Raw genomic sequence first — 13,879 nt, forward strand, 5'->3', positions numbered from 1 at the left:
TTATTGCACCGCAGTACTTTGGCGGCCGCTACTGGCCGGCAGCTTCACCTTTAAACCAAACAGCCAGCGGCTAAGCCAGAAACGCTTGATTAGCTCGTAGCCGGCCCAGCAGCCGAAACAGGTCAGCGCGACCAACGCTATGGCCTCAATACCTATTGGCAGGGCCAGCGGTTTTAACCATACGGCAAATACAATAATCAGCGTCTGGTGCAGCATATACCAGGGCAATATAGCGTTATTGCTGTAGTGCAGCAGGCTGCCGTCTTTATCCAGTTTATTGGTAGGCCGGTTCAGGTAGCGGCCTGCGTAACCAACTAATGCCAGGATCCAGCACCAGTGATTAAGCGAAAGTACAGCAGAGAAAACCAGCCGCAGCATAAAGGTAATTTCATTGTCCGGTGTACTGCCAAATACACCGTTACGATCAGCAATAATCAGGCTGTAGCATAGCAAAGCAGCCAGCAGGAAGTAACGCCGGCAACGGATAACCTGCTGCCACCAGTTCCCTTGCTGTGCAAACAGGTAACCGCCAACAAACGCCAGCATATATTTGCCATGGTTATACCAGTCATCCAGCAGAGCATGGGTAGACGGAAAATGCGCGCGTAATGTCAGCCAGACCACCATCATGCTGCCGACGATTAGTAAAAATGCATAGCGTCCGGCTAGCGCTTGCAGCCAGTTAGCCTGAGCAAGCCGGTTTAACGGGCCGGCGAACAACAGCGCCAGTGCGCTGTAGCACCATAAATACGGCAAAAACCACAGATGGTTCCAGGTTAGCAGGCCAATAGGGCTGTGATGATTACGCAATAGCTCTGTATTAGGGTTGATATACTGCCACCAAAAGCTCAGATAACCCGGTTCAATCAGCTGCTGTGACAAGGCTTCAAAGTACACCTGCGGTACCACCACAATAAACATGGCGCACAGCAGCGGAATAAGTAAACGGTTACTGCGCAGGCCAAACAGGCTGAGCCGGCTGCTGCGTTGCTGTGCTAAGGCCAGCGCCATGGCACTGATAAAAAACAACAGCGACATACGCCATTGGTTGGTTAAAATCATCAGGTTTTGCAGCGCTTCGCTGGTCACGTCACTTTTAATATGCCAGCCCCAGTCGGCAACATAGTACATGCCAATGTGATACAAGATCAGCAGGCCAAAGGCCAGGGTGCGCAGCCAGTCCAGGTCGTAGTGGCGCTGATAAGGTGTGGTTGTCATGAGTGTGCTCCGTTATTACTGTTGCGCTATAGTGCGTTGCTGCACTAGCATGAGAAACCGCAGAATGACTCACCGGCGGCGTTTGGGGATAACAGGTGGCACAGTGTGACGAACGGTAAAGCAAAAAGTCTGTTTGCGCGGTTTGACAGGCATCCGCAATTATTCAGCTATCTGCTACTGGCAGCATATTTTTTTGTTAATGCCGCTATTAACGCCAGCTCCGTCTGGATGGAGCACAACAGAAGCAGCAACAATACGCTGCAGTTGTGGGAGCCAATAGTCTGGGAATACAGTAGTGCTGTAAGCACCTTATTACTGTGCCCGCTGTTTTTCCGCTGGTTTAGCCGCCACCCGCTGCAACTAACAGGTATACGCCGCCAGCTACTGCTGCATTTATTCGGCAGCCTGGTGTTTTCTGTCTGCCATGTGGCCATTATGGTTGGCCTGCGCGAGCTGATTTATTACTGGCACGGCTGGAATTACAACTTTGGCCCACTGCTGCGCGAGTTTTTCTATGAGTACCGTAAAGATGCCTGGGGCTATCTGTTCTTTTTACTGGGATACCAACTGGCGCAGTTTGTTTACAGCCGGATCAAAGGCGAGGCGCATCAGTTAGATAATGCTGAAGACAGTGCTGCAACCCTGTCGCTAAAAGCACCGGAGCATTTTCTGGTAAAAAAGCTGGATAAAGAGTTTTTAATCCGGGTAGATGATATTGAATGGCTGGAAGCCAGTGGCAATTACGTTAATTTGCATAGTAAAGGCCGTATTTATCCGTTGCGTGCTACGTTAAGTAATACTCTGACGCAACTAAGCAGCAAAGGCTTTAGCCGTATTCACCGTAGTCTGGCGGTTAATCATAATGCAATTGACAGCATTAGTTACGACAGCAGTGGTGATGGCGATATTTTGCTGAAAAGCGGTCAGCAGCTGGCGCTGTCCCGCCGTTATAAAGAGGCATTCAGAACGGCACTGCAGCCAGACTAAACAAGACATTGGATTGCCCGCCATTTTGGTGTCGTTACTGTCAAAGTTGCAACTACTGATATTCGCCCTCAGCCAGGCGGTCGAAATAAGTTTGATAGCGCCCGCTTTGTTTAAACAGCAACAACTGCTGGTTAAACAGCACCAGCAACCGGGTACTGTCTGCCGTTTGTTGCGGAAACAGCAAAAAGCTCTGATTGGTTAACAGTGGTTTGGGGTGGTGGCTGATGCTTGCTGCCAACTCCGGCAGTTGATGATTCAGCACATGGTAGCCGACACTGATTTCTTCGGCGAAAACATCTATCCGGCCTGCCGCCAGACGGCGGAAATTTTGCTCTGTACTGGCAACGCGCGACACTTTAAATACACCTGAATTAACGGCGTGATCAAACGCCGGGCCATAGCTGTAGCCCAAACCGCCGCCAATTTGCAGACCACGTAAATCGGCCATTTGCTGCCAGTCGAACAAGCGTTGTTTGCGATGAAAAAACACAAATTGTTCGTTTAATACAGCGTCACTGTACAAAAAGTCGTGTGTTCTGTCTTCGCTGAACATCCATACCGCTGTAGCGGCGTACTTGCCGTTGGCGGTGTCGTGATAGGCCCTGGCCCAGGGTAAAAACGTAAAGTTGACCTGATAACCGGCGGCAGCAAAGGTATCGCGGAGCAAATGTGCCGCCACGCCCTGATGCGGCAAGCTTTCGCTAAGAAAGGGCGGCCATTCACCGGCGCTGAGTTGCAGTGGTATTAAAGCGCTTTGCTGCCCGGTGTTTGCCTCGTGTGCGCAGACAGTAAGACTTAACAATAAGACCATGGTGTGCAGGTATACCACGCGTAACAATACCTTGTGCAACATAGTGGGTTTTCCCGTGTTTGGCACCTTATGATGTGCCGGTGTCACTGGTAATGGTTATTATAGTATTACCGTGGATACTGCTGATAAGCCAGCCTGTTTTGGGGTACAGCTATCGCGGAGCGTTGTATCTTGCCAACCGGGCTGTAAAACAGTAGTGTTATCAGCAACATCTGCAAAAGCTTTGCTGATGTATTTTAAGGAGCGTTAACATGGCTACAGCTTATAAAGAATACAAAGTTATCCATATTGCCGAAGGCGGCTGTGGCACTATTTTGCTGGGCGCGTCGGGCTTGCCGCTGAAAAAAGTGGAGGCGGAGCTGAATGCTCAGGCTGCACAGGGCTGGCAGGTGGTGTTTCAGGTGATTGAACATAAGCGTTTTTGGTTGTTCTGGAGCCGCGAAGCCATGATCGTTACCCTGGGGCGCTAAGGTGCAACGCCTGTTGTTATGGGCGATAAGCCGGTATCGCAATACCGGTGGTGGCATGCGCTGGTTTGGCATTGATTGCAATTTCGAACCCAGCTGCTCTGCTTATACCTATACCGCCATTGCGCGTTTTGGTGCACGGCGTGGTGTGGTGATGGGTTGGCAGCGTATTAAACGCTGCTCGCATCGTGACAGCTTTTGTAAATGTATTGAACCGGTGCCGGAGGCCGCAGATGTTAGAACAACAACAGGTTGATGCCGAAGAAGAACGGCTGCGCGTCCTGGCGGCAGCCTTGCCGGATCAGCAGCGTCAGCAGTTTTATCAGCAGTTAAAGCGTGAACTGCGCGATCCCGATACCTACGCGGCACTGAACTGGTGTTTTCTCGCCGGCTTGCATCATTTTTACCTTGGCCAATGGCGGCGCGGCTTGTTTAACCTGCTGGTGTTTATTGCCGGGCTGGTATTGTTATTCAGCCCGTGGCCCTGGTTGGGCGTAGTGCTTATTGTGTTGATCAGCGTGGTTGAGCTGTGGGCATTGTTTCGCTCACAAATTATTATTCAGCACCGGAATAACCAAATTATGCGGCGCTTGCTGGAAGAAACACAGCAGCACTGAGCTATCAGCGCTGCTGTACAACAATTAGCGGCCGTCGTTAATCCGTGTGATTACCTTTGCCTGCATGGCGGGGTTTTCAATCTGCAGTTCAACTTCCTGCTCAAGAATAATGTTGCCTTGCACTACCGCATCGGCAGCGATATACAGCGTCGGTTTGCTGTTATTGCTCCAGCCAAAGAAGGAGCTTTTCTTACCGCGCGGTTTATATATCAGGTCACCTTTTACTACGGTGTTACCGCTTAGTTTAATATCGCCGTTTACTGTGCTGACATCCTGGCCTACTTCGCTGTTATCCAGCACAATATCGCCATTCACTGTGCTGATATTGCCACCAATTACCGCATTGCTACCGGGTAAAATTTTACCATTAACGGTGCTTAGTTCATCCGCGACCTGCAAGCCGCTACCACTTTCTATACTGCCGTTTACGGTGCTGGCGCCGTGCAACTTTATGTTGTCGCGCAGCTCTATGCTGCCATTAACGGTAGAAACGGTTTTGGCACTGCTATTACTGGCCATTTGAATACTGCCGTTTACCAGTGATATATCGCCGTAGTGCTGGTTGCTGCTTACTGATGCTGAGCCCAGTACTTTATCAATACTGCCATGCTCTGCAGCATAAGCATTAACCAGACAACCTGATGCGATAACTAAACTTACTGTGGCAACAAATTGAGATAATTTCATGGTGATGTCCTTTTTATAGTTAGCTTGCCACAGGTTTTGCAAAAGCTTTGCCAGTTTTAATTTATTGAATTATATCAGTTTATTCTATACTGGCTTGGCGGTGGACTGTCATTTTCGCCACATTGTAGCGAAAATGACGAATTGCTGACTGCGGCGGTTTTACAAATGACGGGTTTCTGCCGGTGGTTGCCACCACAGGTTATCGCGGCCATTGGCATAACGTACCTCAGCGTGGATCAGCTGTTCAGGCGCAACGTTATCTAACGTGGCCAACTGTACTGAAATGAAATCGCCGCCGATTGCTTCAACATAGCCTTTACTAAACGGATGAATGCCACAGTGACGACAAAACAAATGATGGCAGGACTTGCCGGCAAACTGATAATCGCTCAGCGCGTCTTCACCGCTTAGCAGGCGAAAATCTGCCGGTTTAATCACCACATTCCAATTGCGCATCTTGGTGCAAAAAGAGCAGTTACACTTGCCGCTGCCGGCCGTTAAATCAATATCTGCTTCGTACTGTACGGCGTTGCAATGACAACTGCCGGTATAAGTTTGTTTCATTGGTATCTCCTTTGTCTGGTTAAGGGCAGCTGCTTCTCCGACAACATGTCAGCCTGAAAAAGATAGTAACGCTTACTGCTGACAAGGTATGGCAGGAGTATAGCCGGCGTACGTAATTTTTACCGGGAGCGGTAAATTTTATACAGTCGGCGTGGTTGGTGCGGGCGGTGCCACCGGCGTTTCAGCGGTGGGTTTTAAGCATCCAGCGGTTTTTTTGTGACGTTAGCCACCCGGGCCGGCATTGGCATGATGTTCGCTTAGTTTCCGTTGTCCCTGGCAGGCGAAGCCTGACAGTTCAATCAAACTACGACTAAAGGAGACTGGCATGAACATTAAAGACATTATGACTACCAATCCGGTATTAATTAAACCTTCCACGACGATAAAAGACGCTGCAGCCTGCATGGCCCGTGAAGGTATCGGCTTTTTATTGGCCGGAGAGGACGACGAACTAAAAGGCACCTTAACCGACCGCGACATAGTATTGCGCGCTGTGGCGACCGGAAAAGATATCGAAAACACCAGCGTAGATGAAATACTGACAGATGACCTGCTGTATTGCCGTGAAGAGCAGGATGTGGAAGAGGTGGCCCGCAATATGGGCGAGAAGCAGGTGCGGCGCTTGCCGGTAGTTAATGCGCAAAAAAGGCTGGTGGGGGTAGTCAGTTTGGGTGACATTGCTAAGTATTTACGGCCGGAAACGGCGGGTAAAGTGCTGAATGATATTTCGATGAAATTCAGCGGCCATTAACTGACAGCAAGCCAGGGAGGAACACTCATGTCCCACCAAAAGTATCATGCCTGTATTGATGCCTGTAGCAGTTGCGCTAACGCTTGTGATCACTGTTCTACCGCGTGTTTGCAGGAAGATAATGTCGCGCGGATGCAGCGTTGTATCCGCTTAGATATTGATTGTGCGGCCTTGTGTCGCTTCGCTGCTGCAGCCATGGCACGTAGCAGTGAGCATGTCAGCGATATTTGCCGCTTGTGCGCCTGCTTGTGCGAGGCCTGTGCTGCTGAATGCGCTAAGCATGAACATGATCACTGTATGGAGTGCGCCGAGGCTTGCCGTGACTGTGCTCAGGCCTGCCATGCTATGGTGGCATAGCAATGAAATAACAGCTTGTCCGGTGTTACTGCCGGACAAGCTGTTATATTTAACCCACTCCATATAGCCGAAAGGCAATATATTTGCTCATGGCAATATGCAGGGTAAATTTGCCGTGTGCCGATTTGCCGGCATGGCCCAGCAGAATAAAATCTGCGCCGCACAGGGCATCTAAGTCGGTCAGGTTAAAGCGTTTGACCAGGCTGCGGCGCAGGTCGGCGTCGATGAAAATGCTCGGCTCTTTGCGGTAGTCGCCGATATTCAGCCACAGCTCGTCGTCATCCGGGTTGTCAAATTCGCGCTCGTTAACGTTATTGATCTGGCCCCAAAAAATATACAACGCTTCTAAATGCTTATCGCTGATGTCATTTACATGCACCACATAATCGGCCAGTTTGCCGGCCATCAACTCGCGGCCGGAGGCGGCCAACACCCGGAGTTTCTGGCCCTGAGCGGCAAAATCCGCATTGCGGCATAGATGGCTTAATAACTGCCGCAGTGCGCTGTTTACCTCGTAGCCGTCGCTGCCGCCCAGTTGCGGCGCACTGATGCCTTGCCACAAGCCGGCCGGGGCATAGCGGGTCGCGGCTTCACGTACGGTATCTGCTTTTGGTGCCTGGCTTGTGTCTTCTTCTGCGTTGAGGCGCAAGGTGGCGGCCTCGCAACCGTGCTGATGGTGCGCGCCAAAGCAGGCGGCGCGATTTATGTTGTCGCTGTTCACCGCTTTAATAAACCAGGCTTTTTCACCACATAGCGGGCACAGCAACAGGCCACGATAGTGCTCTGCTGCGCTGAGGTAGTCTGAGGTATTAATTAAACGCTTGTCGCTAAGAAAACGGGCCTGCTGCAAAATAGTGTCCTGGCGCTGAGTACGTTATTTAAGCTAAACATAAATGCGCTGCCAGGCAACAGCTTTGTGGAGGTTAGCCGTGGGTGTTAATCGTCCTGCTCCAGTGCGCGTGCTTTGCGCTCTTCAGCTTCGGCAAAGGCGGCTTTTATTTGCTCTAATACGGCATCGACATCGGTTTCGCTGGTGTCGGCAATAAACTCGCCGCTTAGCTCCACTTCCGGGTGTAATTCACCGGCTTCATACAGCGCCCATATTTCTTCGGCGTAGTTGGTGTTAAGCAGCGTGGGAGCATATTGGCCGTAATAATCGCGCATATTGTTTACATCGCGGCAGAACATCCATTTCGCGTTATTGTTGGCGGCGGCATCAACCGCTTGCGGCAGGTCAATCACCACCGGGCCGTGGTCGTCTACCAGCACGTTAAACTCCGACAAATCACCGTGCACCAAGCCTTCGCACAACATAATGACAATGTAGTGCAGCATGGTTGCGTGGTCGGCCAGGGCCAGATCGGCATCCATTGCCACATCGGCTAAGCGCGGTGCCACCATGCCTTCGTCATCGCACACCAGCTCCATCAACAGTACACCGTCATAGCAGCCAAAAGGCTGCGGTACGCGCACGCCGGCTTTGGCCAGTTTAAACAGCGCGTCTACTTCGGCATTCTGCCAGCTTTCTTCCTGTTGCTTACGGCCGAACTTCGAGCCTTTCTCCATCGCACGGCTGCGGCGGGTGCTGCGTACTTTACGGCCTTCCTGATATAACACCGCTTGTTTAAAGCTGCGTTTGTCGGCTTCTTTATACACTTTAGCGCAGCGGATATCCTCGCCACAGCGGACGATATACACAGAAGCTTCTTTGCCGCTCATCAGCGGGCGGATTACTTCATCCACCAGGCCTTCGTCGACCAGCGGCTGAATACGTTTCGGTATTTTCATTGCGCCGTTATACCTTAGTTAGGCATCGCAGGGAATATGCGGCGAAGCACAGACAAAGAAAAATCTGTGAAAAGCGTAGCACCCCCTCAGTGCGGCGGATATTGTTATTAAATAGTAAGAGTATTAACATCGTAATTCATTGATTTAGCAAAGCAGGGTGCCAAGGATGCAGTTGTTGTTAAAACTGACGAAAGTGCTGGGTCTGGCGTTAGCGATACTGCTGTCAGTCGTAACGGTGATCTATATTTTGCTACTGATTATTAATTTGCAGGATGAGACGCCATCAGCAGCTGCTTTAACTATGCAGGCGCTGCAGCAGCCAGTTGCAGATATGAATGCTGACAACAATGGCTATTTATATTTTCACCAACATGCCGGTTCTGCCGAACACCTGGTGTCAGAGGATTTCTCCCTGTTGATGCGTCAGTGCGACGTATCAGACTGCCATGCGGTTTTAATGGCACAGCCGCAGTTAGCTCAGCTTGTTGAGCAGCATCGGGCGCTGGCAGATTTTTATCAGCAGGTACGCAGCTACAGCCATTGGTATGAGCCGATACCGGTTGATACAGCTGAAGCTATGCCGTCTTATCAAAGCCTGTTACACGCGCAGCAACTGCTATTACTGCAAGCGTGGCTGGCGGTGCAGCAGCAGGATATGGTGACGGCACAGCATGTGTTGAAGCAAGATCTGCATTTTTGGCGCTCACAGTTGCAGAGAAATAACCTTTTACTAAGCAAAATGATTAGCACTGCAGCGGTGAAAAGACACTTGAGATTTGCCACTGTATTAAAACAACAGATTGCACCCCAACAGCAAGCCGCTATGATGCCGCAAAGCTGGTTAGCGCCCTTTACTGCAGAGGAGCTGAGTATGTTACGGGCATTCTCCGGCGAGTGGGTATTTGGTAATAATGTGATACAAACTGTGTTACAGCCAGCGGCGGATGCTACAGAAAGCTCCGCTACAGAACGGCTCAGTTTAATGCTGCTAAAGCCTTTGCTGTTAATTCAAGCTACCAGTAATGAGCGGGCCCGGATGTTGCTGGCGCAGGCTGACGGAGATATTGCGCCAACACCTCCGTGGTACAGCTGGTTATATAACCCGCTTGGCAAGCTGCTTAATAGCTTGGGCACGGAGCAATACATCATCTACCGGCAGCGTTCAGAGGAGTTGGAACTACTGCGGCAGCAAGCGATAGCGGTAGACTGATACCGGGCTCTTATGTTGGCTGTCTTGTAGTATCGGTTAAAGCCGGTTGCTTTTGCCGGCTCAGGCAACTAAAAGCTTTAAGCTGTACAGTGCAATAATTGCCAGCGCAGACAGCAGCATAACGCCGAATGTCACCAGTGTGCCAAACATCCGGAATTTCAGTGGCTCTTTCAGCTGGCGTACGCCCCAGGCGTGGCTTAACCGGCCCAGCAGCAACGTAATACCTAAGATATGCAGGTACAGCGGCGCTAAACCGCTGTATTCGGCCAAAAATAGCAACAGCAGCGCAAAGGGCACATATTCAGCAAAATTGCCATGCACCCGAATAGCACGTTCCAGCGCCATTTCGCCTTTGCTGCCAATGCCAACCTGAAACTGCCGGCGCTTAGCTATCACTTTAATACTTAGCGCAATAAACATTAGCCCGAGCAGGGCGGCATACAAAGCTGTGATCATAGTATTCCCTATTAGTAAAAAGCCCGTTCTACCGGAACGGGCTTTAGCATAGCGCTGTTTAAACCAATTTACAGCAACTTACTGTGGGCAGGCGCCTGGTTGCCAGTAACCACTGCTGGTTGAGGACAACAGGCTGATGCCCCAGGTAGAACCGCTTAGTGCGGCATTGCTGCCGCTGGCAAAGTAGTCCGGTGCATAAGGATTGCCGGTGCTGTAGGCACGCCCTGCCACCTTATGGCTGTAGTTGTTAGTGCTGAATTGCACGCAGTCTGCCGGTGCCGGCGGCTCTTCTTCGCCGCCATCACCGCCACCAGTGCTGCAGCTTTGGCCAGGGCCAAAACAGCTACCGTCATCGTCCTGCCAACGGCATTGGCCGCCGCTTAGGGCTTGTTCGCGTAAAATAAAGCTGGCTGTACTGTATTCCAGATAACAGTTAGCGTAATTGGTGTAATCGAGCCTGCCGGCACTGATATGCTGGTCCAGGGTACCATTTTGTCCGGCATCAATGGTAAAGCTAAGCCGTTCAGTGCTGAACAGACCGGTAGCATCGGTAGCGGTAATCAGTGCGGTGTTGGTGCCACCGGCTAAATTACAACGCTGTGCACTAAACACATCACCGCTTAAGGTAGCGCTGACAGTAGCAGTGTCGAATTCAACCGTTACCGACGCCAGATCGCGGTTTACATCAAATACGCTACCGCTTACCGTGGCGCATTGGCCGTCAATGTTTACAGCAAGATCGCTCAGCTGGGGCGCAGCTGCCGCTGGTGGTGGGCCAAGCAGCACCGACGTGCTGTACACCTCGCTGACCAGACCATTGCTGTCGCTGGCACTGACACTCACCTGATACCAGTCATCGGCCAGCGGCGGGCTGGCCAGGCTGAAATCACCTGAAGCGTCTGGTGTGCTGTTGGCAGTCTGCGTCTGGTTAAGGCTGTCAGTAAAGCCGGCATGGATACTGATGCTGTCGCCATCAGCATCGGTAGCGTTGCCGCTGATACTGATCTGATTAGCCGCCTGGCTGATGCTGACGTTACTCAGCTCTGGTGCACTGTTGCGGTTAACCCTTTGGTTGTTATCACGAAAGTACTGCCCTAAATAGCTGGCGTAGTTGATGCTGTTGCCATTGATGTAAGAGCCGCTGGCGCCCTGGCCGCCGGACCACGCATGGTCGACACTATTAAACCACAGCATCGATACCCGGCCGTCCTGCCACAGCGTCTCATCGGCGCTGCGCCCGGCACCTTCGCTAATCAGGTTTTCGCCGCTAATCCGCGCTACGTTGTACAAACCGGCCATGCCGGTAGCATTTTGCTCGTTGTAGCACAGGTTCACCGTAGTATCGCTGCGGCCATGGGCAACAGAGGCAATCTGGCTGCTGAAATGGCTGGCGTAGCTGCCGGCGTACTGAGCGCAGCGCGCGGCCACGTCGGCGTTTTCACAAGGGCCTATAGCGCCGCCGGAACTTGTGCCTATGCTGGGGCCGGCGCTAATGCCCATACCGGCAAAAACATCCGGTGCCAGGCAGGCGGTCGTGTTGGCAAAAGCCGCGCCGGAGGATAAACCGGCAATATACACCTGGTTCGGGTCTATCTGATAACTGCTGTTGGCCGTCAGTGCGCCGGCCAGGTTAATCAGGTTTTTGTAGTCACCTGCGGTGCGGGCTTTAGTGCCTTGCCAGTAAGACCAGCAGCTAAAGCCGGCTTTGTTCATCGCATCCGGTACCGCGATAACCAGGCCATATTGTTCGGCTGCCTGCGCCAGGTTAGCAGTTAAATAGGCATCCACCGACTGAGTGCAACCATGCAACACCAGCAGCAAGCCGCGACCCTGGCCGACAGTGGATACTGAATCCGGGGTATACAAATGCACTTTGTTAAAGCCGCCAATGGCGACATTCTGCTGCCAGCTACCGGCCAAAGCTGGTGTGGCCGCTATACCCAGCGCCAGGATGGCGGCCAGGTTGTAGTGAAGTTTTTTCACGTCGTCTGTTCCTTATCATTATTGTTGTATTGAACACCGAAGCGACGCAGCCTCTCCCTGTCTGTGTTATGGCAACCGCAGCAGCAGGCCTCAGCGTGGTAAAAACTATAGGTGCTTGATAGCAAAAGTGGTTTAGTACTTTAGTGCAGTGGCATAAGCAGCTACGGCTAAAGCCGGCTGTTTTATCGACTGGCGACAGCTTTTAACGGTTAAATACCCTACTAAGCGCGTATGGCCGGTTATATAGTGTTGATGATAATAACAGCGGGAAATAACAATATGCGCCTACTTCAATGGCTGTCCGGTGCCAGCTTACTGGTTACTACTCTGATTAGTTTGCCGGCTTTGGCAGCTAAGATCGCGTTAACTAACGTCAATCTGGCCGATGTGGAAAGCCTGACCGTAAAGCCCGATCAGGCTATTTTGCTGCACGATGACAAAATCAGCGCCATTTTGTCCGGCAGCCAGCGGGTACCGGCAGACTATGTGCAGATAGATTTGACCGGCAAGTATGTGCTGCCGGGCCTAATTGATGCTCATGTGCATCATGCGACTGAACCGGAAGGCTACAACAATGCGGCCATCACACGTCAGCGCCTGCAAAAACTGCTGCGCGGCGGGGTAACCTCGGTACGGGATATGGCCGGTGATGTGCGCGTGCTGGCGGGGTTAAAACGCAGCGCACAGCTGGATCTGATCCAGGCACCGGATATTTACTATGCTGTTATTCTGGGTGGGCCGGAATTTTTCAGCGACCCGAGAACCGCAGCAGCGGCAAAAGGCGAAACGCCCGGTGACACCGACTGGATGCGCTCGGTGGATGATAATACCGATTTTGATGCCCTGATGCAGCGTGCGCTCGGCACCGGTGCCAGCGGTATTAAAATTTATGCCGATGTCCCGGCCAGTAAGGTAAGGCAGCTGGCTGCAGCAGCGAAAAAGGCCGGTATAAAAGTATGGTCGCATGCCTATATCGGCCCGGATAAACCCTCTGCAGTGGTGGCAGCCGGGGTTGAGGCGATATCACATGTACCGGATTTATCAGCTGAAGTTATTCCGGCTTATAAAGCCTGGCGGCGCAAAGATGGCACTATCAGTGAAGCCGTTAAAACGGCATCGTTTGACAGCAATAACTACCACAGTTTACTGCGCAGCATACAGCAGCAAGGCATAGTGCTGGACGCCACTCTGACAGTATTTGAACAACACCGTGATAAGGGCCCTAACCGCGAACTGATGTTTCAGCACGGCATCTTTCTGACCAAACTGGCAGTACAATACGGCATAGCCATAGCGGCAGGCACCGATGCTTTTGATGATGCCGCGCCGTTGCCTGAACTACACCACGAGTTAAAGTTACTGGTAAAACTGGCCGGCCTGACACCGGCGCAGGCATTGCAGGCCGCTACGCTGAACAGTGCAAAAGCCATAGGTATCGACGACGAAGTGGGTACTGTTAGCGTGGCTAAAAAGGCCAATTTGTTGATCCTGAATACCAACCCATTTGACGATATCAGCAACAGCAGCGATATTGCTCATGTGCTGAAAAATGGCCGCTTTGTTTATCGCGGCGATGACAACCGGCTGCCGTTTTCTGCTGCGCGTAAAGCTGACGGCATGCTGTGGTTGTCGGGGCAGATTGGTAATTTCCCCGGTACTATGACACTGGCCGGCGCTGATATCGAAAGTCAGATGATGCAGACAATGGACAATATTATGGCGGTATTGCAAGAGCACCAGCTAACAGCACAAAATGTAACAAAATGCACGCTGATGCTGGCAGATATCAACGACTGGGCCAAAGCCAGCGAGATTTATAAAGGCTATTTTGCCGCACCGCTGCCGGCGCGTAGCGCCTTTGCCGCCAGCGGCCTGGCGCTGAACGCCAAAGTAGAAGTAGAGTGTATCGCCAGCTTGTAATTTCACTCTGGCCAGCGCTGTTACATGCGCTGAAATAATGCCCGCGCTTGCTGGTATTTACTG

General features: G+C 51.7%; 16 protein-coding genes. 8 read left to right on the forward strand and 8 right to left on the reverse strand.

Features of this window, described 5'->3' with window-relative positions:
* The gene (locus tag ACTZWV_RS01280) at nt 1–1,218 is read right to left on the reverse strand and encodes an acyltransferase family protein (protein ID WP_444784796.1); all 1,218 of its coding nucleotides are present in this window, start codon (nt 1,216–1,218) and stop codon (nt 1–3) included.
* A 105-nt stretch (nt 1,219–1,323) separates the two neighbouring features.
* On the opposite strand from ACTZWV_RS01280, the gene ACTZWV_RS01285 reads away from it, so the two are divergent.
* Complete coding sequence (locus ACTZWV_RS01285) at nt 1,324–2,205, forward strand: LytR/AlgR family response regulator transcription factor (RefSeq protein WP_444784797.1); 882 nt, start codon at nt 1,324–1,326, stop codon at nt 2,203–2,205.
* A gap of 52 nt (nt 2,206–2,257) precedes the next feature.
* Here the strand turns inward: ACTZWV_RS01285 and ACTZWV_RS01290 are convergent, their stop codons facing one another.
* On the reverse strand, nt 2,258–3,058 hold the full coding sequence (locus ACTZWV_RS01290) for a substrate-binding periplasmic protein (RefSeq protein WP_444784798.1): 801 nt from the start codon (nt 3,056–3,058) through the stop codon (nt 2,258–2,260).
* 209 nt (nt 3,059–3,267) lie between these two features.
* Between ACTZWV_RS01290 and ACTZWV_RS01295 the strand changes: the two genes are divergently transcribed.
* From ACTZWV_RS01295 to ACTZWV_RS01305, 3 genes are read left to right on the forward strand one after another with little or no spacing between them, the layout of a single operon-like run.
* Nucleotides 3,268–3,486: a DUF4177 domain-containing protein gene (locus tag ACTZWV_RS01295; RefSeq protein ID WP_444784799.1), complete on the forward strand. Its 219-nt coding sequence runs from the start codon at nt 3,268–3,270 to the stop codon at nt 3,484–3,486.
* A 1-nt stretch (nt 3,487) separates the two neighbouring features.
* Nucleotides 3,488–3,739 (forward strand): membrane protein insertion efficiency factor YidD, encoded by a 252-nt coding sequence (yidD, locus tag ACTZWV_RS01300; RefSeq protein WP_444784800.1) that lies wholly within the window; start codon nt 3,488–3,490, stop codon nt 3,737–3,739.
* Nucleotides 3,717–4,100, forward strand: a complete 384-nt coding sequence (locus ACTZWV_RS01305) for a TM2 domain-containing protein (protein WP_444784801.1) — start codon at nt 3,717–3,719, stop codon at nt 4,098–4,100. The genes yidD and ACTZWV_RS01305 overlap by 23 nt, the downstream gene beginning before the upstream one ends.
* 24 nt (nt 4,101–4,124) lie before the next feature.
* On the opposite strand, the gene ACTZWV_RS01310 is transcribed toward ACTZWV_RS01305, so the two are convergent.
* Together ACTZWV_RS01310 and ACTZWV_RS01315 are read right to left on the reverse strand one after the other, a co-directional pair.
* Nucleotides 4,125–4,787, reverse strand: a complete 663-nt coding sequence (locus ACTZWV_RS01310; protein WP_444784802.1) for a hypothetical protein — start codon at nt 4,785–4,787, stop codon at nt 4,125–4,127.
* Between the two features lie 159 nt (nt 4,788–4,946).
* The gene (locus ACTZWV_RS01315) at nt 4,947–5,351 is read right to left on the reverse strand and encodes a GFA family protein (protein WP_444784803.1); all 405 of its coding nucleotides are present in this window, start codon (nt 5,349–5,351) and stop codon (nt 4,947–4,949) included.
* Nucleotides 5,352–5,676: 325 nt separating this feature from the next.
* Between ACTZWV_RS01315 and ACTZWV_RS01320 the strand changes: the two genes are divergently transcribed.
* Nucleotides 5,677–6,102: a CBS domain-containing protein gene (locus ACTZWV_RS01320; protein WP_444784804.1), complete on the forward strand. Its 426-nt coding sequence runs from the start codon at nt 5,677–5,679 to the stop codon at nt 6,100–6,102.
* A gap of 27 nt (nt 6,103–6,129) precedes the next feature.
* Nucleotides 6,130–6,459, forward strand: coding sequence for a four-helix bundle copper-binding protein (locus ACTZWV_RS01325; RefSeq protein WP_444784805.1), 330 nt, complete (start codon nt 6,130–6,132; stop codon nt 6,457–6,459).
* Between the two features lie 49 nt (nt 6,460–6,508).
* Here ACTZWV_RS01325 and ACTZWV_RS01330 read toward each other — a convergent pair whose 3' ends face one another.
* Nucleotides 6,509–7,309, reverse strand: coding sequence for a hypothetical protein (locus ACTZWV_RS01330; RefSeq protein ID WP_444784806.1), 801 nt, complete (start codon nt 7,307–7,309; stop codon nt 6,509–6,511).
* 86 nt (nt 7,310–7,395) lie between these two features.
* Nucleotides 7,396–8,247 (reverse strand): PA4780 family RIO1-like protein kinase, encoded by an 852-nt coding sequence (locus tag ACTZWV_RS01335; protein WP_444784807.1) that lies wholly within the window; start codon nt 8,245–8,247, stop codon nt 7,396–7,398.
* A 166-nt stretch (nt 8,248–8,413) separates the two neighbouring features.
* On the opposite strand from ACTZWV_RS01335, the gene ACTZWV_RS01340 reads away from it, so the two are divergent.
* Nucleotides 8,414–9,457, forward strand: coding sequence for a hypothetical protein (locus ACTZWV_RS01340; RefSeq protein WP_444784808.1), 1,044 nt, complete (start codon nt 8,414–8,416; stop codon nt 9,455–9,457).
* A gap of 60 nt (nt 9,458–9,517) precedes the next feature.
* Here the strand turns inward: ACTZWV_RS01340 and ACTZWV_RS01345 are convergent, their stop codons facing one another.
* A complete protein-coding gene (locus ACTZWV_RS01345; RefSeq protein ID WP_444784809.1) occupies nt 9,518–9,913 on the reverse strand; it encodes an MAPEG family protein in 396 nt (131 codons plus the stop codon).
* 78 nt (nt 9,914–9,991) lie between these two features.
* A complete protein-coding gene (locus ACTZWV_RS01350; RefSeq protein ID WP_444784810.1) occupies nt 9,992–11,896 on the reverse strand; it encodes an extracellular catalytic domain type 1 short-chain-length polyhydroxyalkanoate depolymerase in 1,905 nt (634 codons plus the stop codon).
* A 279-nt stretch (nt 11,897–12,175) separates the two neighbouring features.
* On the opposite strand from ACTZWV_RS01350, the gene ACTZWV_RS01355 reads away from it, so the two are divergent.
* Nucleotides 12,176–13,816: an amidohydrolase family protein gene (locus tag ACTZWV_RS01355; protein WP_444784811.1), complete on the forward strand. Its 1,641-nt coding sequence runs from the start codon at nt 12,176–12,178 to the stop codon at nt 13,814–13,816.
* Nucleotides 13,817–13,879 lie beyond the last annotated feature (63 nt).

Source organism: Rheinheimera sp. NSM (genome assembly GCF_052380015.1).
In the GTDB taxonomy this organism is placed as follows: Bacteria; Pseudomonadota; Gammaproteobacteria; order Enterobacterales; family Alteromonadaceae; genus Alishewanella.

What these genes read in the sequence shown, in the direction of transcription:
- ACTZWV_RS01280 (WP_444784796.1), bottom strand. Translation starts at nt 1,218, where the DNA reads ATGACAACCACACCTTATCAGCGCCACTACGACCTGGACTGGCTGCGC.
- ACTZWV_RS01355 (WP_444784811.1), top strand. Translation starts at nt 12,176, where the DNA reads ATGCGCCTACTTCAATGGCTGTCCGGTGCCAGCTTACTGGTTACTACT.
- ACTZWV_RS01315 (WP_444784803.1), bottom strand. Translation starts at nt 5,351, where the DNA reads ATGAAACAAACTTATACCGGCAGTTGTCATTGCAACGCCGTACAGTAC.
- ACTZWV_RS01340 (WP_444784808.1), top strand. Translation starts at nt 8,414, where the DNA reads ATGCAGTTGTTGTTAAAACTGACGAAAGTGCTGGGTCTGGCGTTAGCG.
- ACTZWV_RS01305 (WP_444784801.1), top strand. Translation starts at nt 3,717, where the DNA reads ATGTTAGAACAACAACAGGTTGATGCCGAAGAAGAACGGCTGCGCGTC.
- ACTZWV_RS01320 (WP_444784804.1), top strand. Translation starts at nt 5,677, where the DNA reads ATGAACATTAAAGACATTATGACTACCAATCCGGTATTAATTAAACCT.
- ACTZWV_RS01325 (WP_444784805.1), top strand. Translation starts at nt 6,130, where the DNA reads ATGTCCCACCAAAAGTATCATGCCTGTATTGATGCCTGTAGCAGTTGC.
- ACTZWV_RS01310 (WP_444784802.1), bottom strand. Translation starts at nt 4,787, where the DNA reads ATGAAATTATCTCAATTTGTTGCCACAGTAAGTTTAGTTATCGCATCA.
- ACTZWV_RS01335 (WP_444784807.1), bottom strand. Translation starts at nt 8,247, where the DNA reads ATGAAAATACCGAAACGTATTCAGCCGCTGGTCGACGAAGGCCTGGTG.
- ACTZWV_RS01345 (WP_444784809.1), bottom strand. Translation starts at nt 9,913, where the DNA reads ATGATCACAGCTTTGTATGCCGCCCTGCTCGGGCTAATGTTTATTGCG.
- ACTZWV_RS01295 (WP_444784799.1), top strand. Translation starts at nt 3,268, where the DNA reads ATGGCTACAGCTTATAAAGAATACAAAGTTATCCATATTGCCGAAGGC.
- ACTZWV_RS01290 (WP_444784798.1), bottom strand. Translation starts at nt 3,058, where the DNA reads ATGTTGCACAAGGTATTGTTACGCGTGGTATACCTGCACACCATGGTC.